Source organism: Pyxidicoccus sp. M6, assembly GCF_055568925.1.
On record NZ_CM145714.1, the window covers coordinates 4,305,709 to 4,327,645 of the forward strand.

Genomic DNA, 21,937 nt, shown 5'->3' on the forward strand with positions numbered 1-21,937 from the left:
TCGTGCGTCAGCCTCTCACCACTTCATGTCCTCCTCGCCGCCGGCCTCCTGGCGCTTCTCGCCGGGGCGGGCGACGGAGGTGAGGGTGGCGCGCACGGCGCCCAGGTCCAGCGTGCCCACGGCGGCCAGGGGCAGGCGGCGGGCGTCGTCGGAAATCCACACGTGCACCTCGCGCTTCTGCGAGGGCCTGTCCAGGCGGATGGCCATGCCCTGCATGTGCCAGGCGTTGAACTGGCCCAGCGGCGTCGTCACCTGCTCGCGCTTCACCACCGCGCCCTGCATGCGCCACAGTCGGCGCACGCCGTAGACGTCGAAGCACACCTGGAGGTTCTCCTGCAGCGGCAGCTGGCGCAGCAGGTAGATGGAGCCGGCCACGTCGAGGCCGTCCTTGTCATAGGTGTAGTTGAACTGGCCCTTGGGGCGCTTCCCAATCTGGTAGTCCACCTTCACCGAGCGGTCCTTCGCGCCGAAGGCGACCTCCACCTTGCGGCGCTGCTCGTTCTCCGTGGTGTCCTCCACGTAGCGCTTGGGGCGCAGCGTGCGCGGGTGCAGGTACGTGGTGGCGCTGCCCTTCACGCGCCGCACCTTGGAGAAGAAGGAGTTGGTCTGCGCCTCCACCTCCACCGGCAGGTGCCCGTCCTTCTGCTTCTGGACGCGCATCACCATCTTCCCGGCCTGGGCGCCCATGGCGTCCAAATCGAACTCGAGCACCTCGCCGGGCATGAAGGCCATGGGCGTGCGCAGCGCGGGCAGCGCGTGCGCGCACGGGGCGACGGTGAGGGGCTGCTTGTCCTTCTCCGCCTGTTCGGCCTTCTCGGCCTCGGGCTTGTCGGCCTCCGCGTCCGGGAGCTGGGCCCAGGCGGTGGCGGTGGTCAACGTCAGCCAGGCCGCGAGGAGGGTGCGCATGGAGCTCATCCTTTTCCTTCCACAGGGACTACGGGGTGCTGTCGGGCGTCTGACGGCCCGGGCGCTTCGCATATTCGGAACGGGCCCACAGCTTCCGCAGCCGGGCCGTGACTTCCTGGCGGACAGCTTCCCATTCTCCCGCATCCCGGGTGATGTCCCAACCCGAGGGGGCCAGCCTCCGCGCGGCCGCCTGCGCGAAGGCGCCATCTCCCAGCTCCGTCAGCAGCCGGAGGTATTCATGGTCCTCCAGCCCGTCGCGGATCTGCTTGAGACGCAAACTGATGACAGGATGGTGGCCGGACGTACCCAGGCGGGCCGGAGTGCCCGGATAGAAGAGGGTGCCGTCGCCGTTGCCGCCGAACTCGAAGACGTCCGTCCACGGGTCCTTCTTCGTGTTGTAGGCGAACACGGTGTCGAAATAGAGCTCGCCGTCCACGCCGGACGAGAAGGCCAGCACGCCCATGGCGCGGTTGAGCGGGGCGGGGTGGTCCACCATGTAGGAAGCCCAGCCGCTGTAGACGGCGTCCACCGCCGCGTCCTCGGGCGGGCCGCCGTTGCAGCCGTGCGAGTTGCAGCTCTGGTACCACCACACCCTCGCGCTCTTCGGCAGGCGGCCGCGCAGCGTGCGGGCCGTCAACACGTTGCGGCACGTCTGCGGGCCGGGGCGCGGGTAGAAGCAGTTGAGCGTGGGCGTGAGGATGTCCGCCGAGCCTCGCAGCGCGTCATCCAGCGGGCTGGTGACGAGCACCGGGATGCCCCCGGCCGCGCGCACGCGCTTCGCCTGCGCCTGCACCAGCGGCACGTCCTCCGGCTTCGGCTCGTCCTTGGCGTAGAAGAAGAGCTGCGCCGGCCAGCCCTTCTTGCGGAAGTGCTCGACGAAGGCGCGGTAGTACGCGGCCTTCTCCGCGTCCGTGCTGGCCTGCTTGTTGTCGCGCACCTCGGCGGTGGTGAAGCGCGCGCCCGAGGGCAGCAGGCTGCCGTCGAGGAAGGGCCCCATTTCCGCGTCGTACGCGCGCCAGTCCACCACCGGCCTGCCGTTCTCGAAGCGCACCGGCGGCGGCGACATGCTCATGCCGTGCGCGCTCACCCGGTGCTCCAGGAGGGCGCGGCCGTACTCGCGCAGCAGCGCCTGCGCCTCGGTGGACTCCGGCGACAGGCCGTGCCCCCGGGCGATGCTGTACAGCGACACGCCGAAGCTGTTGGGCAGCGAGGACGTCGCCGGCAGCGCGAAGGGCTGCACCTCCACCGTGAAGGGCACCGGCGCGGCAGACGCGCCCTCCGTCTTCACGCGCAGCTCGCCCTTATAGGTGCCCGGGGCCTGCTTCTCCGGCGCGCACACCTCCACGAAGAGGACGGTGGGGAGGCTCGCGTCGTCCGCTTGTATTGGCGCCTCCACGGGCACCAGCGCGTCCGGCCACGGGCCCTGCCGGCCCTCTCCGTTGGACGGCGTCTTCACGTCCACGAAGACTTCGCGCCACACGGAGGCCTTCAACGCGGCGCCAGGCCCCGAGAGCGACAGCGCCGCCACCTTCGGGCGCGCCACGTGCGAGGGCAGCACCACCTGCGTGGCCTCGCACTCGCCGCGGGCCACGCTGAGCCGGGCGTCGCGGCGCCCCTGCACCGCTTCACCCGGACGCACCTTCACCAGGGGGGAGACGACCCGTGCCCCTGAGGTGGCGGAGTCCGCCGCCACTGTCGGAGTCGCGGCCAGCGCCGCGATGACACCCCACGCCCTTGCCCCGCCCATCCGCCCCCTTCGCCGCTCCCGCGGGTGGCTACCCGTCGTTCCCGGCCCGGGCCAGCTCCATGATGCGGCCCGGCTTGTAGTCGGTGATTTCCGCCACCATCGTCCCCAGCGCGAAGTCCGCCTCCACGCGCACCGGCACGTGGTTGGGGTCCGTGGTGAGGTACACGAACATGTCCCGCTTCGACGTCAGGCTGCCGCCGAACTCCGCCGCCACGCGCAGCTTGAAGACCTCCTTCGGTCCCAGCTCCGTGTTCAGCATCTCTCGCGCTTCCACCTTCGCGCGCATGGTGAACGTCTTGCTGCCCGTGAAGACGGGGAAGGCGTAGTCCTGGCCCACCACCAGCTCGCGGTTGCGCAGCGCGAAGGTGGCGCCCGTCACGTCCAGCGTGCCCTGCTCCAGCTCGCGCGTGGACTCGCGCGGCGGCTCGCCCTCCTTCTGCTTCACCACGAGGGCGCCCTTGCCATCCGGCTGCATCTTGATGCGCTGGCGGCGGCGCTTGCCGTTCTCGTCCGCGTGCAAATCACTGCCCAGCACGCGCTGACCGGCGGCCTGCCAGTACGAGACGAACTTGTCCTTGATGGGCCACACGCCGATGACGTCCTGCGACTTCGCCAGGGCGATGATGGGCCACACCTCCTCGCCGAACTGCTTCATGGGCGCGCCCACCGTCACCTGCGCGGTGCCCGCCGTCACGCCGAGGTACTTCACCCGATACTGCGCCTGCTCACCGGGGCCGAAGGCCGGATTGGCGGAAGATTCCTGGGCCGTGGCCGTTGCCGACCACACCAGGCCCGCCAGCATCGCCGCGAACCCCCACCTGGACTGCGCACGCATCGAGTGAGCTCCCTCGCTAGGAAGTTAAGTAGCCTGGTCGCTTTCCGCCAGGCCCGCCCCCAACCGTCCCCGCCGCGCCGCATTTCCACTGACGTGCCTGGAGGCCAGGCATTCAACGGGTGCTCGCTCCCTCCACCGGGGGCCGGCGGAAGCGTCACGGGGGACACACTCTCGCATGCATGGCCCACCCGGCGCCTCCCTGGCTGCCCGAGCCCGGCTGCCCTCCATGCGACCCAGGATGTCCACCCGGAGACAGCGCTCTGCTAGCCTTCGGCCCCGTCCGCGCCCGAGGCGGCGCCACGCGCCAGGAGGCACCATGGCCAACGACTACGATTTCGACGATGACGACAAGGACGCAAAGGCGTCCGGCGGGGGCAAGCGCAAGGAGTTCGACTGTCCGGACTGCAACGCGAACAACCCTGTGCACGAGCCCTTCGGAGACGGGGACGAGGTGCGCTGCAACTACTGCGGCACCGAGTACCGCGTCACCATCAATGCCGAGGGCAGGGTGAAGTTCAAGGAGCTGTGAGGCGGAAGGCCGCGCCCAGGCCTCACGCCCGCTCGCCGAAGATGGCGGTGCCCACGCGGACCATGCTGGCCCCCTCGGAGATGGCCAGCTCGAAGTCGTGCGTGGTGCCCATGGACAGGCCGGGCAGCCCGTGCGTCCGGGCCAGCTCGCGCAGCGCCTGGAAGTAGCCGCGCGCCTTCGCCTCGTCGTCCGTGGGCGGCGGCAGCGACATCAGCCCCACCAGTTGCAGGTTCGGCAGGGCGCGTGCCTCCGCGAGGAACGTGCCCAGCGCTTCAGGCTCGAGGCCGCTCTTGGTGGCCTCACCGCCCACGTTGACCTCCACGTAGCAGGGCAGGGGAGGTGTGCCCTCGCGGCGCTTCGACAGCTCGCGCGCCACCTCCAGCCTGTCCAACGCCTGGAAGGCGTGGGCCACGCGCGCCACGTACTTCACCTTGTTCGTCTGCAGCGGACCGATGGCGTGCCAGCGCAAATCCGTCAGGTCCGCCAGCTCCGCGGCCTTGTCCCGCAGCTCCTGCGCGTAGTTCTCCCCGAAGTCGCGCTGCCCGGCCGCGTACGCCTCGCGGATGAGCGCCGCGGGCTTCAGCTTGGACACCGCCACCAGCGTCACCGACTCCACCGGCCGCCCGGCGCGCGCGCAGGCCTTCGCCACGCGCTCGCGCACCGCCGCGAGGTTCTCCGCCACGCTGCCGCTCATGACGCCGCCCTCCACGGCAGCGACACCCCGGCGCGCTCCAGCAGTGCCAGCGTCTCGCCCAGCGGCAGGCCGATGACGTTGGTGGGGCTGCCGTCCACCGCCGCCACGAGGAAGCCCCCCTTGCCCTGCACGGCGTAGGCGCCCGCCTTGTCCAGGGGCTCGCCGGTGCCCGCGTACCAGGCAATCTCCCCCGGCGTGAGGCCGCGGAAGGTGACGCGGGTGCGCACCACGAGCGCTTCCGCGTGCCGGCCCGCCAGCGCCACGCCGGTGTGCACCTCGTGGGTGCGCCCGGACAGGCGGGTGAGCATGGCCTTCGCCTCCTCCACGTCACGGGGCTTGCCCAGCAGCTCCGGCCCCAGCACCACGGTGGTGTCAGCGGCCAGCACCCACGCACCGGGGTGGCGGGCGGCCACCGCGCCCGCCTTCTCGCGCGCCAGGCGCAGCACGTAGGCCTCGGGGGCCTCCCCGGGACGGGGGGTTTCGTCGATGTCCGCCGCCGACACGGTGAAAGTGAGGCCCAGTTGTGACAGCAACTCCCTGCGCCGGGGGGAGGCCGAAGCCAGGACTAGCAACGTTTGCTCCGCGTTCGTGTGCATGTTACGGCTCGGGGCGGCCTTACCAGACTTGCGCCCCGGAGTGGACTCTACGGATGAAGCCCGCAGACCTCCTGTCGGCCATGAAGCGGACGGTGGAGCAGCTTGCCGCCTTCAACGAGATGGCCAAGGCGCTGACCTCCACGCTCGAGCTGCGCGAGGTGCTCGGGCTCGTCATGCAGAAGGTCAGCAGCCTGCTGTTGCCTCGCAACTGGTCCCTCATCCTCCAGGACGAGCGCACCGGGAAGCTGTACTTCGAAATCGCCGTGGGCGACGGCGCCGAGGTCCTCAAGGGCCTCCAGCTCAACCCCGGCGAGGGCATCGCCGGCGCCGTCTTCTCCTCTGGCGTCGCCCGCCTCGTCCATGACGTGGGGGGAGACCCGAGCTTCGCTCCCCGCTTCGACAAGGCCTCCGCCTTCCACACCCGCTCCATCCTCGCCGTGCCGCTGCTCGCGCGCGGCCGGGTGCTGGGTGTGATTGAGCTCGTCAATGGCCCCTCGGACCCGCCCTTCGGCAACGAGGACCTCACCACCCTCACCGCCATCGCCGACTACGCGGCGATTGCCATTGAGAACGCGCGCAACTTCCGCCGGGTGCAGGAGCTGACGATTACCGATGAGCACACCGGCTGCTACAACGCCCGGCACCTGCGCGCGCTGCTGGACCACGAGGTGAAGCGCGCCGCGCGTTTCCGGCATCCGCTGTCGCTCGTCTTCCTGGACCTGGACCACTTCAAGAGCATCAACGACAGCCACGGCCACCTGATGGGCAGCGCCGCCCTGAAGGAGGTGGGCGACATGCTCATCGCCCTGGGCCGGCAGAACCTGGACGCCGTCTTCCGCTACGGCGGCGACGAGTTCGCCGTGCTGCTGGTGGAGACGGATTTGGACGGCGCGGCCATCATCGGCCAGCGCATCTGCGAGGCCTTCCGCGGGCGCGCCTTCCTCCAGGAGCACGGCCTGGACGCGCGCCTCACCGCCAGCGTCGGCGTGGCCACCTTCCCGGACCACGCCATGTCCGCGCTGGACCTCATCCGCGCCGCGGACTTCGCCATGTACGCGGCCAAGGCCCGAGGCCGGGACGGCGTCAGCATCGCCGTGCCCACCACGCCGGACAGCGGCTCCTCGGACTTCCCCGCGCGCTGAAGGAGTCCTGGGAAAAAGCAGAGGGCCGGGGAGGGAAGCACCCTCCGACCGGCCCTCATGCTGCTTCGACGTGAAGCGGACTCGGGACTACCCCGCGCCCACCACCTGGTCGATGGCCTCGGTGTTCGTCACCACGGTGCCCGTCTTCTTCAGGGCCTTGAGGAAGGACTCCGTGACTTCAATCTGCTTGGCCTGCGTGGCCTGGGCGCGGAGCTCGTCCTTGCGCTTCTCGAAGCCGGCGGCGTCCGGCTTCTGGCGCTCCACCACCTGCGCCACCACGAAGCCCTCGCCCACCGGGTAGACCTGACCGAGCGCCTGCGGGCCGTTGACCGCGAACACGGCCTTCACCAGCTCGGGCGCGGGGCCCAGGTGCGGCACCGCCTCACCCTCGGCGGTGAAGCTGTCCGTCTCCACCGCCTCCGGACGCGTCTCCGTCTCGAAGCGCAGCAGGGCCGGCTGCTCCTTCTCCGGCGGGAAGAGCTCCTTCAGCGTCTTGCCACCCTGCACGGAGGCCAGCGCCTTCTGCGCCTCGTCGCGGGCCTGCTGCTTCGCGCGCTCCTGCTTGTAGAGCGTGGTGGCAATCTCGTCCTGCACGTCCTCGAGCTTCTTGTCCTGGGCCGCCTGCTTCTCCTCCACCTTCACCAGGTGCACGCCGAACTTCGTCTCCACCGGCTGCGTCACCTCGCCCGCCTTCAGCGCGAAGGCCGCGTCCGCCAGCGACGGCTCCCAGCTGCCACGCTCCACCCAGCCGAGGTCTCCACCGCGCGCCTTGCTGCCCGGGTCCTCGCTGCTCTCCTTCGCCACCGCGGCGAAGTCCTTGCCGCCCTCGAGCTCCTTGCGCAGCGCCTCGGCCTTCGCCTTCGCCTGGGCCTTCTGCTCGGCCGTGGCCTCGGGGGCCAGCTTCACCAGAATCTGCCGGGCGTGGATGCGCTCGGGCTGCTGGTAGACGAACCTGTTCGCCTCGAAGTAGTCCTTGATTTCCTTCTCGTGCGCCTTCTTCCAGTCCGCGAGCTGGGCGGGCGTGGGTGCGGGCACCTTGTCTGCGTACATGGTGGGCAGGAAGCGGGCGAAGACGACCTTGGCCTGGTTGCCCTCCTTCTCGAACTTCGCGCGAATCTCGTCGTCGGACACCACGGCGCTGGCGCGCACCACCTCAATCATCTTCTGCGCGGAGAGCTGGCGGCGCAGCTCGCCCTCGAAGTCCGGCGGCGTCTTCCGGTAGAAGTCGCGCAGCACCTGCTTGTAGCGCTCCATGTCGAACACGCCGTCCTTCTGGAAGTCGGGGTTCTGATGGATGAGCTTGCGCAGCTCGTCGTCGGAGGCGGTGATGCCGTGGCGCTCGGCCGCCTGGGCGAGCAGCTCGGTGTTCACCAACCGGTCGAGCACCTGCGTGTGCATGCCGAACTGGCGGGCGAGCGACTCGGGGATGGGGCTGCCTTGCGAGCGCAGGAAGTTCATCTGCCGGGCCCAGGCGGTGGCGAAGTCCCGCATGGGGATTTCCTTGCCATTTACCGTGGCCACCGAGCCGGGCGCCGTCGTGGTGCCGCCCGTACCGCCGAAGCCGCTGCTGCCCGGCCCGAAGGACAGCGTGAACACCACCGCGATGCCGATGATGAACACCAGGGAGAAGACCTTCCGGGGATTCAGACCGTCCATTGTCGTCACTTCGAGGGCAAACGCGCCGAGAAAACCCGTGCGGAAGGACTCGCGACGCGGTGTTGTTGGTAGCCCGGCCGGAGGGTGGTGAAGCTGTGACCGCCCCCCATGCAAGGCCTTGACTGCCTAGGACAACGCACCGGAAAATGCAAGCGATTTAGAGAGCTTAGCCCACTCCCACCCCACCTGCTCCACCCTCCCACCTCGGGGACCACCTTCCCTTGTTGTCGCTCCTCAAGCGGTACCGCCGCCCCCTCACCGTGGGCGTCCTGCTGCTCTACCCGCTCCTCGCTTTCCTGTTGAGCGGGCGGAAGGGCAGGGACCCCAATCCCATCGACCGGGCCGTCATCGCCGTGACGTCGCCCGTCCAGCAGGCGCTCACCACCACCATCGAGGGTACGGTGGCGGCGGTGCGCGGCTATCTGGACCTGCGCGGGGTGCGGCAGGAGAATGACGCGCTGCGGTTGGAGAACCTGCAGCTCCGGGCGGCCGTGCAATCGCTCGGGGAGTCCCGCGCGGAGAACGAGCGGCTGCGGAAGCTTCTGGGGTACGCGGAGGCGGAAGCGGGCGCGGAGATTCCGGCGCGGGTGGTGGGGGTCAATCCGGTGGCCAAGCTCCTGTCGGTGCGGATCAGCAGTGGTGAGAAGGACGGCGTGTTCCGCGGCATGTCCGTGGTGACGCCGGACGGAATCGTGGGCCAGGTCATCCGCGCCACGGGCGGCTACGCGGACGTGGCGCTGGTGACGGACCCGCAGAGCCGGGTGGCGGTGCGCGTGCAGCGCTCGCGGGCGCGCGGCACGGCGGCGGGCACGGGCTCGGGGCCCCTCAAGCTGGAGAACATGCTGCGCACCGAGGATGTCGAGGACGGTGACCTCATCATCACCGCCGGCACCGACGGCGTGTATCCGCCCGGCGTGGTGGTGGGCCGGGTGACGAACCTGGAGAAGAAGGAGCACGGCATGTTCCAGGGGGCGGACATCATCCCGGCGGTGGACACGAGCAAGCTGGAAGAGGTGTTGGTGGTGGGCAGTCCCTACAGCGCCATGGCGCCGGGCAGCACCGCGGAGGGCGCGCAGAAATGAAGTTCCTGGTGACGGTGGGCCTCGCGTTGGCGTTGCTCACGTTGGAATCCGTGGTGGTGAAGCAGGCGGGCCTGGTGCTCGGCCGCATCGACGTCACCGTGGTGCTGGTGGCGTTCCTGGCCCTGCGCGCCACGCTGCTGGAAGGGGCCTTCTCCGCCTTCGCGGTGGGCTACCTGCTGGACCTGATGAGCGGCCAGCCCACGGGGCTCTTCACGTTCCTCGCCGTGTTCACCTTCCTGGTGGGCCGGCTGGTCTCCACCTTTGTCGACGTGCGCGGCGCCATGTCCTTCGCCCTCTTCGCCATGGGCGCGGACGTGGGGCACTCGCTCCTGTCCGCCTTCTTCACGTGGCTGACGGTGAAGGATGGCAGCACGTCCTCGCTCCTGTCCGGCCTGCCGCTCCAGGTGTTGCTGACGGGAGCGGCGGCGCTGGCGCTCTTCCCCCTGCTGCGCCGCTTCGAGGCGGGTCAGGACCGTCAAGTGGGGTTGCTGCGGTGACGCCTCCGACGCTGGGCAACACGACGCCGGGCCGCGAGCTGAAGCGGCGCTTCCTGTGGCTGGGCCTCGCCATGACGGTGGGGCTCGGCCTCTTGTCCATCCAGCTCTACCGGCTGCAAATCACGCGTGGCGAGGAGTACTCCGCCAAGAGCGTGGCCAACTTCGTGAAGGAGGTGCGGCTGCGCGCCGACCGCGGCGTCATCAAGGACGCGCGCGGCACCATCCTCGTGGACAGCCGTCCGTCCTTCGACGCTGTCATCACCCCGGCCTTCTGCACGGACTGCTCCAATCAGGTGATTCCGCGCCTGGCGGAGCTGCTCCAGTGGGACGCGGACCAGCGCAAGAAGGTGGAGGACCAGGTCCGCATGGGCCGGCGCAACGCGCCCTTCCAGCCGGTGCCGGTGCGCGTGGACCTCACGCGTGACGAGTTCGACCGCATCGCCGCCCGCCGCGACATCCTCGACGGTGTCGAGGTGGCGCCCGTTCCGCACCGCTTCTACCGGACCAACACGGTGCTGTCGCACGTGCTGGGCTACATGAACGAAATCACCCAGGAGGAACTGGAGCGGCTCAGCGCCGACGGCGCGAAGTACGCCCTGGGCGACTACATCGGCCGGCGCGGCCTGGAGCGCTACTTCGAGCAGCGGCTGCGCGGCACGGACGGCGTGCGCAAGGAAGTGGTGGATGCGCGCGGCAAGACGATTGACGAGCTCAACGTCAAGCTGGGCGACAACGCGGTGATTCCGCCCGTCGCGGGCAGCAACCTGGTGCTGTCCATCGACATGCGGCTGCAGGAGGAGGCGGAGCGCGCCTTCCCGGGCGTGGCGGGCGCGGTGGTGGCCATCGACGTCAATACCGGCTTCGTCAAGGCGCTGGTGTCGCGGCCGGGCTTCGACCCCAACCTGCTCACCGGCCGCGTGACGCCGGCGCAGATGGCCATGCTCTCCAGGGACCCGCTGGAGCCCATGGTGAACCGCGTGGCGGCGGAGCACTACAGCCCGGGCTCCACCTTCAAGGTGGTGACCCAGCTCGCCGCGTACAAGTCCGGCGCCTTCCGGCCCGAGTCGTCCGTGTTCTGCCCCGGTGGCTACCGGCTGGGCGCGCGCGTGTGGCGCTGCCACAAGGACAGCGGCCACGGGCAGATGGACGGCTACAACGCGATGAAGACGTCCTGCGACACCTGGTTCTACAAGGTGGCGGACACCATCGGCCTGGACCCCATTGGTGAGATGGGCAAGGCGCTGGGCCTGGGCTCGCCCACCGGCATCGACGTGGTGGCTGAAGTCCCGGGCATCATGCCCACCAGCGCGTACCACGATAAGGCCTCGCCCGGCGGCTACACCAAGGGCATGGCGCTCAACAGCGCCATCGGCCAGGGCGATGACAACGTGACGCCGCTGCAGCTCGCGCTGGTGTACGCGGCGATTGCGAATGGCGGCATGCTCTTCAAGCCGCAGCTCGTGCAGCGCCTGGAGAACCTGGACGGCCAGGTGGTGGAGGAGTTCAAGCCCGAAATCGTGCGCAAGGTGGACATCCCTCCCGCGCACCGTCAGGCCGTCATCGAGGGGCTGGTGAAGGTGGCGCAGGAGCCGGGCGGCACGGCGTACCGCGCGCGCATGGCGGGGCTGGCGGACAAGGGCATGCAGGTGGCGGCGAAGACGGGCACCGCGCAGGTGGCGCGGCTGGGCACGGTGCGCCTGAAGACGCAGCAGATGAGCTTCTTCGAGCGCGACCACGCCTGGTTCGCCGGCTTCGCCCCGGCGGACAAGCCGGAGCTGGCCATCGTCGTGCTCAACGAGCACGGCGGCCACGGCGGCGCGGACGCGGCCCCCACCGCCATGGCCGTCATCCAGAAGTACTTCGAGTTGAAGAAGCTGGACGCCACGGCCCCGCCGCCGCGTCCCAACCAGCCCTACACGCCGTCCCTCTCACGCGCGCCGAGTCCCGACGAGGCGGCGCTGACGCGGGGCGTGGTGCCTCCGGCCAATCTGCCGGGTGACGATGACGAGGACGTGACGAGTGCAACTCCGGATTGAGCGTCGCATGGTGCCCCACATTCCGTGGGGCCTCATCGTCTGCGTGCTGGCGGTGTGCACGCTGGGCATCTGGAATCTGGCCTCGGCCGCGCGTCCGGCGCCTCCGCTCACGCCCGTGTGGTACAGCCAGACGCTGTACCTGGGGCTGGGCGTCGTGGCGGTGCTGGTGGTGTGCCTGGTGGACTACCGGTGGATTCAGCGCATGGCGCTGCCCATCTACGTCGCCAACATCCTGGCGCTGCTCGCGCTGCGTGTCATCGGCCACACCGCGAAGGGCGCCGAGAGCTGGTTCGTCATCGGCCCGTTCCGCCTGCAGCCGGCGGAGTTCATGAAGATTGGCGTGGTGCTGATGCTGGCCAAGGTCTACCACGACGACTTCCGGCCCAATGAGCCGTCCTATGGACTGGTGCGGCTGTGGAAGCCGCTCCTCGTCGTCGGCGTGCCCTTCCTGCTGGTGCTGGTGCAGCCGGATTTGGGCACCGCGCTGATGATTGGCCTGTCGTCCCTCACCGTCATCCTGTTCGGCAAGGTGCGCTGGTACCTGGTGGCCACGCTGGTGGCGGGCCTCCTCGCGGGCGCCATCGTCATCTGGAATGACTACATCCGCGAGGTGCCGGAGCCTCGGCCCACCATCGTCCGGCACTACCTGAAGAAGCACCAGAGCCAGCGCATCTCCGGGTGGTTGGACCCGGAGGCGGACCTGCGCGGCAGCGGCTACCACGCGGCGCAGTCGAAAATCGCGGTGGGCTCGGGCGGCGTCTCCGGCAAGGGCTGGCGCGAGGGCACCCAGACGGGCCTGCGCTTCCTCCCAGAGCAGCACACGGACTTCATCTTCTCCGTGTGGGCCGAGGAGCACGGCTTCGTGCTGTGCGTGATGCTGTTGGTGCTCTATGGCGCCATCTTCATCTTCGGGCTGGGCGTGGGCTTCAACGCACGCGACAGGTTTGGCGCCTTCGTCGCGGTGGGCGTGGTGGCCATGCTGTTCTGGCAGGTGTTCGAGAACATCGGCATGGTGATTGGCCTGCTCCCGGTGACGGGCATCACCCTCCCGCTGATGAGCTATGGCGGCTCTTCCATGCTTTCCGTCATGCTCAGCATCGGCCTGCTGGTGAACATCAGCATGCGCCGTCACATGTTCTGAGCCGCCCTCCGCCGCGCCCGGCGTGCGTCCTGCCTGGAATGGAAGGGTGGTGTTGGAATCACCCCACCATTGCAGGTAGGAAGGCGGTAGCTTCCGGGGCAGGTGGAGGTCGAGCATGCAGAGGAAGGTTGCCCAGAAGGGCAGTGTGACGGTGGCCGCGGTGGCGGAAATGGCGGCGAAGGACGTCCGCCCCGCCGCCGGGGCCGGGGCCCTTGACGCGCGCCGGACGGTGGCGCCCCTCATCGAGATGAACCAGGGAGAGGCCGAGCACCGGCAGTTCCCCCGCGCGCAGCTGGCCACGCGCTTCGAGGCGTGGGTGGACGGTGAGGGCGGGCGGCGCTTCTCCGCGAGCTTCCTGTCCGTCAACGTCAGCGTCAGCGGGGCCTTCCTGGAGAGCACCTTCTACCTGCCGCTGGGCACGGTGCTGGCGGTGCGCTTCTCGCTGGAGCCGGGAGCCGCGCCGGTGCTGGCGCGCGCGGAAATCGTCCGGGAGGAGCGCAGCAGCGGGCCCGGCGGCCGCAGCGGCTTCGGCATCCGCTTCCTCGACTTCAGCGGGCAGACGGAGGTGGCGCTGGCGCGCCTCTTCGTGGGCATGCGGCTGCGCGCCTTCGCGGAGGACTACCTCAAGTCCCAGCGCGCGCGTTCCCTGCCCAACGAGCTGGAGCGCGTGGTGGACGTGCTGGCCGCCTGGGAGCTGCTCAAGGCCACCACCTCCGCCGTGGATCCCTGGCAGGGCGGGTAGGGGCCGAGTCCGCCGGCCCGGACTCACGAATATCAACCATTGATAAAAGCTCTGCCGTCTTCATTCCCTGGCGCCGCGAGGGGTGTGGGGTGCGCCGGGAGCGCGACACCTGCGGCTCGCCCAGGGCCGTGGGCGTCACCGCGAGCGTCGGGATGACTCGCTCAGGCGGGCTTGCCACCCGAGAGCTGCCGGCGGCGCTCCGCCTGGTAGTGCGCCGAGCACAGCCCCTTCGAGCGCTGCTCCCGGTTGCAGCCATCCACGGTACAGCGGCGGTCCGTGGGCACCACGTTGCCGCCCGCCAGCACCTTGGGCGGCCTGCCGCGGCGGCGGCCCGCCGTCACTGTGTTGTAGGACCCGCTGCCGTTGCCATTGCCACCCAGTGACGGCATGCCCGTGTTCAGCGCACGCAGCATTCCCCGGCCGATGGCGTCTCCCAGCGCCTCCGCCCAGTTCACCATGGCTGGCGTCAGCGGGACGTTGGACAATTCTTTGCGTGGACGTGCCATGAATACTCCAAGTGAAAACAGTTGGTGAAGACAGACACTGCTATGTGCCTATTTGGCGGTTGAAGTCATCGCTGTCAATACAACCTTGGAGGGTCTGTCGTGACTCGTAAACGAATTCAGAAATTTGATGACAAGAGTGAACATGGATACGTGTTTCCCGTAAGTCCTCCGGGCACGTTGTCTCTTCGTGACGTGGACCTGACGGTCTCGGTGGAGAGCGACGAGGCGTATGAGAAAGAGCTGGAGGTGCTCCAGGAGCGCGCGTTCCAGCTCCAGATTCAGACGTACCTGGCGAAGCGGCGGGCGGTGCTCGTCTTCGAGGGCTGGGACGCGTCAGGGAAGGGCGGCGTCATCCGGCGGTTGACGACCCTCATGGACCCGCGCGGCTACAAGGTCTGGCCCATCAGCGCGCCGTCCGAGGAAGAGAAGCGGCACCACTACCTCTGGCGCTTCTGGTCGAAGACGCCGGGCTCGGGCGAAGTCTGTGTGTTCGACCGGAGCTGGTACGGCCGGGTGCTGGTGGAGCGGGTGGAGGGCTTCGCCCGGCCGGCCGAGTGGCGCAGGGCCTACGCGGAAATCAATGCCTTCGAGCGCACGCTCACCGAGGACGGCGTGCGCATGGCGAAGTTCTTCATCCACATCGACAAGAAGACGCAGTTGCAGCGCTTCCGCTCGCGGGAGAAGGACCCCACCCGGCGCTACAAGCTCGGGCCGGAGGACTGGCGCAACCGCTCGAAGTGGGGGAAGTACGAGGGCGCCATCCAGGACATGCTGGACCACACCCACCGGCCCGACGCGCCCTGGCACGTGGTGCCCGGCAACGACAAGCGTCACGCGCGGCTGGAGGTGCTGCGCCGCTGCGTGGAATTGCTGGAAGCGTGAAGGGGTGGGGCGGCACGCGGGCGGGCAAGCGGCCCTCCCGCGCGCACGGGCCCCGGAAAGCCGAGCCTGCGGACTACAGCGCCTTCTGGAGCGCGGCCTCGATGCGGGCCTTGGGCACCGCGCCGACAATCTGCTCCACGACCTGGCCGCCCTTGAAGATGAGCAGCGTGGGGATGGAGCGGATGCCGTACTGCTGCGGCGTGTCCTGGTTCTCGTCGATGTTGAGCTTGGTGAACTTCACCTGGCCCTGGTACTGCGTGGCCAGGGAGTCGATGGCCGGGGCGATGGCCCGGCACGGCGCGCACCAGGTGGCCCAGAAGTCCACCAGCACGGGCTGCTGGGATTCCAGCACCTGCTTCGTGAAGTCACCGTCCCCGACGTTCGTCACATTGTCGCCTGCCATGATGTCTCCTTCGGGCCCTCAACCGGCCATTCCGGCGCGTCGTCTAGTACGCGTCCGTTGGCCCTGCAAGAACGGGCCGGGCATCAGCCCATCTGGCCGGACAGATGCGGCTGACACGTAGGCGTTTCAACCCATTCCCCCGAAGTGGCCCCCTCGCGAGGGGTGGGTGGTGTAAGCTTGGGGGCGTGACGAAGCTCTTCCTGCCCCAGGCCCAGCTCGAGGAGTGGGCACTGGCGGACAAAGCGGACCTGCGTGAGGGCAAGCTGGTGGTGATGGCGGAGGGAGGTGTGAGCTTCCCCCTCACCCCGGCGGTGCACTTCGTGCAGCTCGTGTCGGGCGAGGACACCCAGGGGCTGGTGGCCCGGGTGAAGACCGAGGAGCAGCTCGCCCGCATGGGGGCCGAGCAGATGGCCGACTCGGTGCTGGTGGGGGACAACGCCTATGAGGTCGTCCCGGGGTATGTCACGGAGGTGGCCTCGGCGCCCCGTCCGGAAGGAGGGGCGAAGAAGCCGGACTCCGAGGCGGACCTGCTGGCCGCCTTCATCCTCAACAAGATGGGCTGATGCCCGTCTCGCAAGGCGGACTGAATTGCCCGTCTTCGGTGGTTAAGAGCCAGTGCCCATGAGCCATACGCTCGTCTCGCTCGCCTGCCACGCCTATGGCATCGCCGCCGTGGTCTATCTCGCCTACCTGGTGCGCCAGAGAGAGGAGCTGGCCACCGTCGGCCGCGTGCTGGTGGGCGGCGGGCTGGCGCTGCACGGCGTGGCCCTCTTCGAACTGCTCGACGCGCAGTCCGGCCGCCCGGTGGGCCTGGCCCAGGGCTTCTCCGCGCTCGCCTTCCTGCTGCTCGCCATCTTCCTGGCGCTGGACGTGCGCTACCGCCGGCCCGTCATCGGCGCGTTCCTCACGCCGCTCGCGGTGACGGTGCTGATTCCGGGCCTGCTCCTCCAGGGGGGCCAGGCTCCGCTGCCCCCGGGCGTGCGCCAGCCGCTCTTGCCGCTGCACATCACGCTGGCCCTGCTGGGGCTGGCGGCGTTCGCGGTGGCCGCGGGGGTGGGCGTGATGTACCTGCTGATGGAGCGGCAGGTGAAGAACAAGCGCTTCGGGCTGCTCTTCTCGCGGCTGCCCTCGCTGGAGTTCCTGGACACCCTCAACCGGCGCCTCGTCGTCTGGGGTTTCATCGCGTTGTCGGTGACGCTGGCGACGGGCGCCTTCTTCGTCACCTCCACGCCGGATTTGGGCTGGCATTGGGACGGCAAGTCGATTGCGACGGTGGTGGCGTGGGGCGTCTTCGCGGCGCTGGTGAACGCGCGCATCTTCGCGGGATGGCGAGGGCGGCGGGTGGCGCTGCTCACCATGGCGGGCTTCTGCCTCGTGCTGGTGTCCTTCCTGTCTTCGTATGACCTGGCGGCGCCCACGGCCGCGGCCATGAGGGTGCCCTGAGTATGGAGCTCATCTGCATCGGCCTGTCCCACCGCACGGCGCCCCTGATGGTCCGTGAGCGGCTGGCCCTGCCCGAGTCCCGGCAGGTGGAGGTGCTCCAGCGGTTGGCGCAGGCGCCGGTGGAGGCGCTCTGGGTGTCCACCTGCAACCGCGTGGAGGTGTACCTCGCGGCCCCGGACGCCGCGCAGGCGAAGCAGCGCGTGGTGGAGGAGATGCAGTCGCTGGGCGGGCCCGAGGCGCTGGAGCACCTCTACGAGCACCGCGGGGAGAACGCGCTGGTGCACCTGTTCCGCGTCGCCGGCAGCCTGGACTCCATGGTGCTGGGCGAGGCGCAGATTCTCGGTCAGGTGAAGGACGCCTTCGAGCGGGGCCAGGGCGCGGGCGCGGTGCGCGGCGAGCTGACGCGCGCGTGCGCGGCGGCCTTCAGTTGCGCCAAGCGCGTGCGCACGGAGACGGCCATCGGCCGCGCGTCCACGTCCATGGCGGCGGCGGCGGTGCAACTGGCGAGCAAGGTGTTCGACGGGCTTCGCGGCAAGACGGTGCTGGTGGTGGGCGCGGGCGAGATGGGCGAATTGGCCGCGCGCCACCTGAAGCAGGCGGGCGCCACGAAGCTCTTCATCACCAACCGCACCCTGGCCCGCGCGGAAGGACTGGCCACGGAGGTGGGCGGCACGGCGCGGCCCTTCGAGGAGCTGTTCGCGCTGCTGACGGCGGCGGACGTGGTGGTGTGCAGCACGGCGTCGCCGGTGCCGCTCTTCACGAAGGAGAACGTCGGCTCGGTGGCGAAAGCGCGCAAGGGACGGCCGCTGTTCATGGTGGACCTCGCGGTACCGCGCGACATCGACCCGGGCGTGGGCCAGCTGGACTGGGTGCACGCGTACGACGTGGACGACATCCAGAAGTTCGTCGCGGACAACGCCGCGGCGCGCGCCGAGGAGGCGCAGAAGGCCGGGGTGCTGGTGGCGCAGGAGGTGGCCCGCTTCGTCAAGGAGCGCGCGCTGCGCGAGGGCACGCCGGTGCTGGCCCGCCTGCGCCAGCGCGCGGAGGCCATTGCCCGCGCCGAAGTGGAGCGCACGCTGGGTGCGCTGGGCGACGGCCTCAACGAGAAGCAGCGCAAGAGCATCGAGGCCATGGGCCGCGCCATCGTCAACAAGCTGTTGCATGAGCCCACCTCGCGCCTGCGCGCCGTGGGCCCGGAGGGCGAGGGCAACCGGCTGGCCGGCGCCGCCGCGGAGTTGTTCGGGTTGCTGGAGCTGGAGGAGCCCGCCGCACCGGCCGCTCCCGCCGAGCTCCCCGCCGCCCAGGCCGCCGCTACGGGAGCCAATCGATGAAGGTTGTGAGGATTGCCACCCGCCAGAGCCCGCTCGCGCTCTGGCAGGCCCGCCACGTGGGCGCGCTGCTGGCGGCGCGCCACCCGGGGTTGGAGGTGTCCCTGGTGGAGATGACCACCGAGGGTGACCGCTTCCTGGGCGCGCCCCTGTCCGCCGTCGGCGGCAAGGGGCTGTTCGTGAAGGAAATCGAGCAGGCGCTGCTCGACGGCCGCGCGGACCTGGCCGTGCACAGCTTGAAGGACATGACGTCCGTGCTGCCGGAGGGGTTGATGCTCGCGGCGGTGCCGGTGCGCGAGGACCCGCGCGACGCCTTCTGCGGCCTCGCCGGGCAGACGCTGGACACGCTGCCGAAGGGCGCGCGCGTGGGCACGTCGTCGCTGCGGCGCAGCTGCATCCTGCGCTCGGGGCGGCCTGATTTGGACATCGTCAGCCTGCGCGGCAACGTGCAGACGCGGTTGGCGAAGACGAAGGAGCTGGGGCTTGCCGGCGCGGTGCTCGCGTACGCGGGCCTGAAGCGGCTGGGGTTGGAGGGCGTCGTCACCCAGGTGCTGTCCACCGAGGTGAGCCTGCCCGCGGTGGGGCAGGGCGTGCTGGCGATTCAATGCCGCACGGCCGACGCGCGCGTGCGCGAGTTGCTGGCGCCGCTGGAGGACGCCACCACGCGCATCGCCGTGACGGCCGAGCGCGCGCTGCTGGCGAAGCTGGAGGGCGGCTGCACCGTGCCGCTGGCGGGCCACGCCACCGTGTCCGGCGACACCGTGCACCTGCGCGGGCTGGTGGGCCGGCCGGACGGCACCCACGTGGTGCGCGGCGAGGTGCGCGGCCCGGTGGAGCGCGCGAGGGAGCTGGGCGAGTCCCTGGCGGATGACCTGCTGTCGCGTGGGGCGGCGGACATCCTGCGTGATTTCGCTCGCCGCGCGGAGGCGCGGGAGTCCTAGACTGCCGCCCGCGTGGAACGGCGACTGGAAGGCATCCGAGTGTTGGTGACGCGCCCGCGTGAGCGGGCCGAGGAGCTGTGCTTCCTCCTCGAGGACGAGGGCGCGGAGGTGCTCAGCGTGCCCCTGCTGGAGCTGCGGCCGCCGGAGGACCCGCGCCCGCTGGCGTCCGCCGCGGAGCACATCCAACGCTACAAGTGGGTGGTGTTCGCCAGCCCGTCCGCGGTGGAGGCGCTGATGGAGGCGCTGCGCGAGGCCGGCACGGCGGACCGGCTGCGCCGAGTGAAGGTGGCCGCCGTGGGGCCCCGCACCGCGCGCACCGCGGAGGGTTATGGCCTGGACGTGGCGGCGGAGCCGGAGGAGGGCACTGGCGAGGCGCTCTTCCACGTCATCAAGGACGGCCTCCAGCCAGGTGACGAGGTGCTGCTGCCCGCCGCCGAGGAGGGCCGGCGTGAGCTGGAGGACGGGCTGCGGGAATCGGGCGTGCTCGTGACGCGCGTGACGGCGTACCGGTCCGCGCCCGCGGCGCTGCCGCCCGAGGTCCTGTCGCTGCTGGCGGAGTCGCCTCCGGACGTGGCCCTCTTCGCCTCGCCGCGCACCGCGGAGGTGTTCCTGGAGGACGTGGGGCGAGAGAAGCTGGGCACGGCGAAGGTGGTGGCGATTGGCCCCACCACGGCGGCCGCGCTGGAGCGGTTGGGATTGCCCGCGGCCGCCGTCGCGGAGCGGCCCACGCCTGAAGCGCTGGTGGACGCGGCGGTGCGCGCGGTTCGCGGCCAGGCGTCCATGCCACAGGCGTAGTCGCACGGCGTGCGGGGCCTCGGGCCCGTCGCTGTCTTGGAACGTTTCGCCGAGGCCTGCCCGGCGGGCTGCCAGTCCGGCCCGGATGCACGTCCGACAGACTCCGCGCCAGCGGCGGCGCCTGTTACGCTTCCTCCCCGGAAGGGAAGGAGACGGGCTTGGCACAGGCACTCAATAGCGCGAGCAACATCCCCTCGAGGAGCCGGGACGACTTCACCACGCTCTTCGTGCTGGAGGCGCTGGTGGCCCAGCAACTCCTATCGCCGCAGCAGGCGCAGGAGGTGTTGGCCCGCGAGTCCGCCGCGCGCGCCCGCGTCCTCAAGGCGCAGGGAGGCACCGGCAAGGAGGCCGCGCGCTACGACGTGTCACCGGTGGAGGTGGTGGCCATCTTCCAGGTGCCCCTGGCCAACGGCCGCGGCGTGCTGGACGAGGACCGCGTCACCGAGGCCGCCGCGCGGGCCGCGGGCGTCGCCTACCGCAAAATCGACCCGCTGAAGCTGGACATGGCCATGGCCACGCGCACCGTGTCCCGGCCCTACGCGCAGAAGCACGTGCTGCTGCCGCTGGAGCGCACCGAGGGCGGGCGGCTGCTGGTGGCCGTCGCCAACCCGTTCGACCGCGAGCTCTTCGAGAACCTGCAGCGCCTCACCGGGCTGCCGGTGGACCCGGTGCTGTGCGCCAAGACGGACATCCTCAAGTCCATCGCCCACATCTACGGCTTCAACAAGACGCTGGCGCGCGCCGCCGACGACTTCGGCGCCACCGTGGGCGCGCAGGTCTCCAACTTCGAGCAGCTCGTGTCGCTCAGCGGCACGCAGGAGCTCGAGGCCTCCGACAAGCCCGTGGTGCAGGCGGTGGACTACCTGCTGCGCTACGCCTTCGACAACCGCGCCTCGGACATCCACCTGGAGCCCAAGCGCTCCACCAGCCTCGTGCGGCTGCGCATCGACGGCGTGCTGCACCCCGTGTACACGCTGCCCGCGCAGGTGCACGCGCCCATGGTGTCGCGCGTGAAGATGCTGGCGCGCATCGACATCTCCGAGAAGCGCAAGCCGCAGGACGGCCGCATCAAGACGGAGCGCGATGGCCGCGAGGTGGAGCTCCGCGTCTCCACGCTGCCCACGGCTTTCGGCGAGAAGGTGGTCATCCGTATCTTCGACCCGGAGACGCTGGTGCAGGACATCGCCCAGCTCGGCTTCGAGCAGGACGAGAAGTCCTCCTTCGAGTCGTGGATTGACAGGCCCCACGGCCTCATCCTCGTCACCGGCCCCACGGGCAGCGGCAAGACGACGACGCTGTACTCCGCGCTCAAGGCGCTGGCCGGGCCGGACGTCAACGTCACCACGATTGAAGACCCCATCGAAATGGTGTGGGACGCCTTCAACCAGGTGCAGGTGCAGCCCAAGGCCGGGCTCGACTTCGCCGGGGCGCTTCGCCACATCCTCCGTCAGGACCCGGACGTCATCATGGTGGGCGAGATTCGAGACCCGGAGACGGCGGAGAACGCCATTCAAGCCGCGCTCACCGGCCACCTCGTGCTCTCCACGCTGCACACCAACGACGCGCTGGGTGCGGTGGCGCGCATGCGGGATTTGGGCGTGCCGTCCTTCCTCCTCGCGCAGAGCCTCCTGGGCGTCATGGCCCAGCGCCTCCTGCGCCGCGTGTGCAGCCACTGCGCGGAGGAGACGACACTCACGCCGGACGAGCTGCTCGCGCTCCAGGCGCCGCTGCCGCTGTTGCCCGGTGGCGTGCGGCTCCTCAAGGGCGCCGGCTGCGTGCGCTGCCGCGGCACCGGCTTCGTGGGCCGCACCGGCGTCTTCGAAATCGTCACCTGCGGAGGCGAGCTGCGGGACCTCGTCTCGCGCGAGGCGCCCTACGACAAGCTGGTGGAGGCCGCGCGGCGCTCGGGCATGCGCACCCTGCGCGAGGCCGCCGTGCGCAAGCTGGCCCAGGGCCTCACCGCCTTCGACGAGGTGGTGCGGATGACGTCCGCCTGAGCGCGGGCCTTCGAGCTCCCGAGCCCTGAAAACGACACG

At 70.1% G+C, this 21,937-nt stretch carries 22 protein-coding genes; 14 read left to right on the forward strand and 8 right to left on the reverse strand.

The genetic code is table 11. The annotated features are described in order from the left end of the window. Positions 1–15: 15 nt before the first annotated feature. Genes ACVTJA_RS17115 through ACVTJA_RS17125 form a run of 3 tightly spaced genes read right to left on the reverse strand, consistent with a single transcriptional unit; the run spans position 16 to position 3,488 of the window. Complete coding sequence (locus ACVTJA_RS17115) at positions 16–915, reverse strand: DUF3108 domain-containing protein (protein ID WP_465837446.1); 900 nt, start codon at positions 913–915, stop codon at positions 16–18. A 19-nt stretch (positions 916–934) separates the two neighbouring features. Continuing rightward, entirely contained in the window at positions 935–2,653 is a 1,719-nt protein-coding gene (locus ACVTJA_RS17120; RefSeq protein ID WP_465837447.1) for a DUF4091 domain-containing protein, read from the reverse strand. A 28-nt stretch (positions 2,654–2,681) separates the two neighbouring features. Beyond that, on the reverse strand, positions 2,682–3,488 hold the full coding sequence (locus ACVTJA_RS17125; protein ID WP_465837448.1) for a DUF3108 domain-containing protein: 807 nt from the start codon (positions 3,486–3,488) through the stop codon (positions 2,682–2,684). Positions 3,489–3,804: 316 nt separating this feature from the next. Between ACVTJA_RS17125 and ACVTJA_RS17130 the strand changes: the two genes are divergently transcribed. After that, positions 3,805–4,017, forward strand: coding sequence for a hypothetical protein (locus ACVTJA_RS17130; protein ID WP_465837449.1), 213 nt, complete (start codon positions 3,805–3,807; stop codon positions 4,015–4,017). A 22-nt stretch (positions 4,018–4,039) separates the two neighbouring features. On the opposite strand, the gene ACVTJA_RS17135 is transcribed toward ACVTJA_RS17130, so the two are convergent. Both ACVTJA_RS17135 and ACVTJA_RS17140 read right to left on the reverse strand, forming a co-directional pair. Beyond that, positions 4,040–4,711: a YggS family pyridoxal phosphate-dependent enzyme gene (locus tag ACVTJA_RS17135; protein WP_465837450.1), complete on the reverse strand. Its 672-nt coding sequence runs from the start codon at positions 4,709–4,711 to the stop codon at positions 4,040–4,042. After that, positions 4,708–5,307, reverse strand: a complete 600-nt coding sequence (locus ACVTJA_RS17140; RefSeq protein ID WP_465837451.1) for a Maf family protein — start codon at positions 5,305–5,307, stop codon at positions 4,708–4,710. The genes ACVTJA_RS17135 and ACVTJA_RS17140 overlap by 4 nt, the downstream gene beginning before the upstream one ends. A gap of 53 nt (positions 5,308–5,360) precedes the next feature. On the opposite strand from ACVTJA_RS17140, the gene ACVTJA_RS17145 reads away from it, so the two are divergent. Further along, positions 5,361–6,449, forward strand: coding sequence for a GGDEF domain-containing protein (locus ACVTJA_RS17145; protein WP_465837452.1), 1,089 nt, complete (start codon positions 5,361–5,363; stop codon positions 6,447–6,449). Between the two features lie 87 nt (positions 6,450–6,536). On the opposite strand, the gene ACVTJA_RS17150 is transcribed toward ACVTJA_RS17145, so the two are convergent. Further along, a complete protein-coding gene (locus ACVTJA_RS17150; RefSeq protein ID WP_465837453.1) occupies positions 6,537–8,105 on the reverse strand; it encodes a peptidylprolyl isomerase in 1,569 nt (522 codons plus the stop codon). A gap of 221 nt (positions 8,106–8,326) precedes the next feature. Between ACVTJA_RS17150 and mreC the strand changes: the two genes are divergently transcribed. From mreC to ACVTJA_RS17175, 5 genes are all read left to right on the forward strand, one after another. Then, a complete protein-coding gene (gene mreC, locus ACVTJA_RS17155) occupies positions 8,327–9,187 on the forward strand; it encodes a rod shape-determining protein MreC (RefSeq protein WP_465837454.1) in 861 nt (286 codons plus the stop codon). After that, positions 9,184–9,684, forward strand: a complete 501-nt coding sequence (locus tag ACVTJA_RS17160) for a hypothetical protein (protein WP_465837455.1) — start codon at positions 9,184–9,186, stop codon at positions 9,682–9,684. Before mreC ends, ACVTJA_RS17160 begins: the two co-directional genes overlap by 4 nt. Next, positions 9,681–11,720 (forward strand): penicillin-binding protein 2, encoded by a 2,040-nt coding sequence (mrdA, locus tag ACVTJA_RS17165; protein ID WP_465837456.1) that lies wholly within the window; start codon positions 9,681–9,683, stop codon positions 11,718–11,720. The genes ACVTJA_RS17160 and mrdA overlap by 4 nt, the downstream gene beginning before the upstream one ends. A gap of 7 nt (positions 11,721–11,727) precedes the next feature. Next, a complete protein-coding gene (rodA, locus tag ACVTJA_RS17170) occupies positions 11,728–12,861 on the forward strand; it encodes a rod shape-determining protein RodA (RefSeq protein WP_465837457.1) in 1,134 nt (377 codons plus the stop codon). Between the two features lie 115 nt (positions 12,862–12,976). After that, positions 12,977–13,603: a PilZ domain-containing protein gene (locus tag ACVTJA_RS17175; RefSeq protein WP_465837458.1), complete on the forward strand. Its 627-nt coding sequence runs from the start codon at positions 12,977–12,979 to the stop codon at positions 13,601–13,603. A 161-nt stretch (positions 13,604–13,764) separates the two neighbouring features. Here ACVTJA_RS17175 and ACVTJA_RS17180 read toward each other — a convergent pair whose 3' ends face one another. Then, on the reverse strand, positions 13,765–14,109 hold the full coding sequence (locus tag ACVTJA_RS17180; RefSeq protein WP_465837459.1) for a hypothetical protein: 345 nt from the start codon (positions 14,107–14,109) through the stop codon (positions 13,765–13,767). Positions 14,110–14,301: 192 nt separating this feature from the next. Here ACVTJA_RS17180 and ACVTJA_RS17185 point away from each other — a divergent pair, with 192 nt between their 5' ends. Next, entirely contained in the window at positions 14,302–14,991 is a 690-nt protein-coding gene (locus ACVTJA_RS17185; RefSeq protein ID WP_465837460.1) for a polyphosphate kinase 2 family protein, read from the forward strand. A gap of 73 nt (positions 14,992–15,064) precedes the next feature. Here the strand turns inward: ACVTJA_RS17185 and trxA are convergent, their stop codons facing one another. Continuing rightward, positions 15,065–15,394 (reverse strand): thioredoxin, encoded by a 330-nt coding sequence (gene trxA, locus ACVTJA_RS17190; protein WP_465837461.1) that lies wholly within the window; start codon positions 15,392–15,394, stop codon positions 15,065–15,067. Between the two features lie 104 nt (positions 15,395–15,498). Here trxA and ACVTJA_RS17195 point away from each other — a divergent pair, with 104 nt between their 5' ends. From ACVTJA_RS17195 to ACVTJA_RS17220, 6 genes are all read left to right on the forward strand, one after another. Next, a complete protein-coding gene (locus tag ACVTJA_RS17195) occupies positions 15,499–15,957 on the forward strand; it encodes a hypothetical protein (RefSeq protein ID WP_465837462.1) in 459 nt (152 codons plus the stop codon). A gap of 58 nt (positions 15,958–16,015) precedes the next feature. Beyond that, positions 16,016–16,837 (forward strand): cytochrome C assembly family protein, encoded by an 822-nt coding sequence (locus tag ACVTJA_RS17200; protein ID WP_465837463.1) that lies wholly within the window; start codon positions 16,016–16,018, stop codon positions 16,835–16,837. Between the two features lie 2 nt (positions 16,838–16,839). Next, a complete protein-coding gene (gene hemA / locus ACVTJA_RS17205; RefSeq protein ID WP_465837464.1) occupies positions 16,840–18,168 on the forward strand; it encodes a glutamyl-tRNA reductase in 1,329 nt (442 codons plus the stop codon). Next, positions 18,165–19,106: a hydroxymethylbilane synthase gene (gene hemC / locus ACVTJA_RS17210; RefSeq protein WP_465837465.1), complete on the forward strand. Its 942-nt coding sequence runs from the start codon at positions 18,165–18,167 to the stop codon at positions 19,104–19,106. Before hemA ends, hemC begins: the two co-directional genes overlap by 4 nt. A 42-nt stretch (positions 19,107–19,148) precedes the next feature. After that, positions 19,149–19,901 (forward strand): uroporphyrinogen-III synthase, encoded by a 753-nt coding sequence (locus ACVTJA_RS17215; protein ID WP_465840419.1) that lies wholly within the window; start codon positions 19,149–19,151, stop codon positions 19,899–19,901. Between the two features lie 158 nt (positions 19,902–20,059). Beyond that, positions 20,060–21,898, forward strand: a complete 1,839-nt coding sequence (locus ACVTJA_RS17220) for a GspE/PulE family protein (RefSeq protein ID WP_465837466.1) — start codon at positions 20,060–20,062, stop codon at positions 21,896–21,898. Positions 21,899–21,937 lie beyond the last annotated feature (39 nt).

Bases quoted from the DNA above. Each gene is read 5' to 3' on its own strand.
- ACVTJA_RS17115 (WP_465837446.1), bottom strand. From the start codon at position 915: ATGAGCTCCATGCGCACCCTCCTCGCGGCCTGGCTGACGTTGACCACC.
- ACVTJA_RS17120 (WP_465837447.1), bottom strand. From the start codon at position 2,653: ATGGGCGGGGCAAGGGCGTGGGGTGTCATCGCGGCGCTGGCCGCGACT.
- ACVTJA_RS17125 (WP_465837448.1), bottom strand. From the start codon at position 3,488: ATGCGTGCGCAGTCCAGGTGGGGGTTCGCGGCGATGCTGGCGGGCCTG.
- ACVTJA_RS17130 (WP_465837449.1), top strand. From the start codon at position 3,805: ATGGCCAACGACTACGATTTCGACGATGACGACAAGGACGCAAAGGCG.
- ACVTJA_RS17135 (WP_465837450.1), bottom strand. From the start codon at position 4,711: ATGAGCGGCAGCGTGGCGGAGAACCTCGCGGCGGTGCGCGAGCGCGTG.
- ACVTJA_RS17140 (WP_465837451.1), bottom strand. From the start codon at position 5,307: ATGCACACGAACGCGGAGCAAACGTTGCTAGTCCTGGCTTCGGCCTCC.
- ACVTJA_RS17145 (WP_465837452.1), top strand. From the start codon at position 5,361: ATGAAGCCCGCAGACCTCCTGTCGGCCATGAAGCGGACGGTGGAGCAG.
- ACVTJA_RS17150 (WP_465837453.1), bottom strand. From the start codon at position 8,105: ATGGACGGTCTGAATCCCCGGAAGGTCTTCTCCCTGGTGTTCATCATC.
- ACVTJA_RS17160 (WP_465837455.1), top strand. From the start codon at position 9,184: ATGAAGTTCCTGGTGACGGTGGGCCTCGCGTTGGCGTTGCTCACGTTG.
- rodA (WP_465837457.1), top strand. From the start codon at position 11,728: ATGGTGCCCCACATTCCGTGGGGCCTCATCGTCTGCGTGCTGGCGGTG.
- ACVTJA_RS17175 (WP_465837458.1), top strand. From the start codon at position 12,977: ATGCAGAGGAAGGTTGCCCAGAAGGGCAGTGTGACGGTGGCCGCGGTG.
- ACVTJA_RS17180 (WP_465837459.1), bottom strand. From the start codon at position 14,109: ATGGCACGTCCACGCAAAGAATTGTCCAACGTCCCGCTGACGCCAGCC.
- trxA (WP_465837461.1), bottom strand. From the start codon at position 15,394: ATGGCAGGCGACAATGTGACGAACGTCGGGGACGGTGACTTCACGAAG.
- ACVTJA_RS17195 (WP_465837462.1), top strand. From the start codon at position 15,499: ATGCGGCTGACACGTAGGCGTTTCAACCCATTCCCCCGAAGTGGCCCC.
- ACVTJA_RS17200 (WP_465837463.1), top strand. From the start codon at position 16,016: ATGAGCCATACGCTCGTCTCGCTCGCCTGCCACGCCTATGGCATCGCC.
- hemA (WP_465837464.1), top strand. From the start codon at position 16,840: ATGGAGCTCATCTGCATCGGCCTGTCCCACCGCACGGCGCCCCTGATG.
- hemC (WP_465837465.1), top strand. From the start codon at position 18,165: ATGAAGGTTGTGAGGATTGCCACCCGCCAGAGCCCGCTCGCGCTCTGG.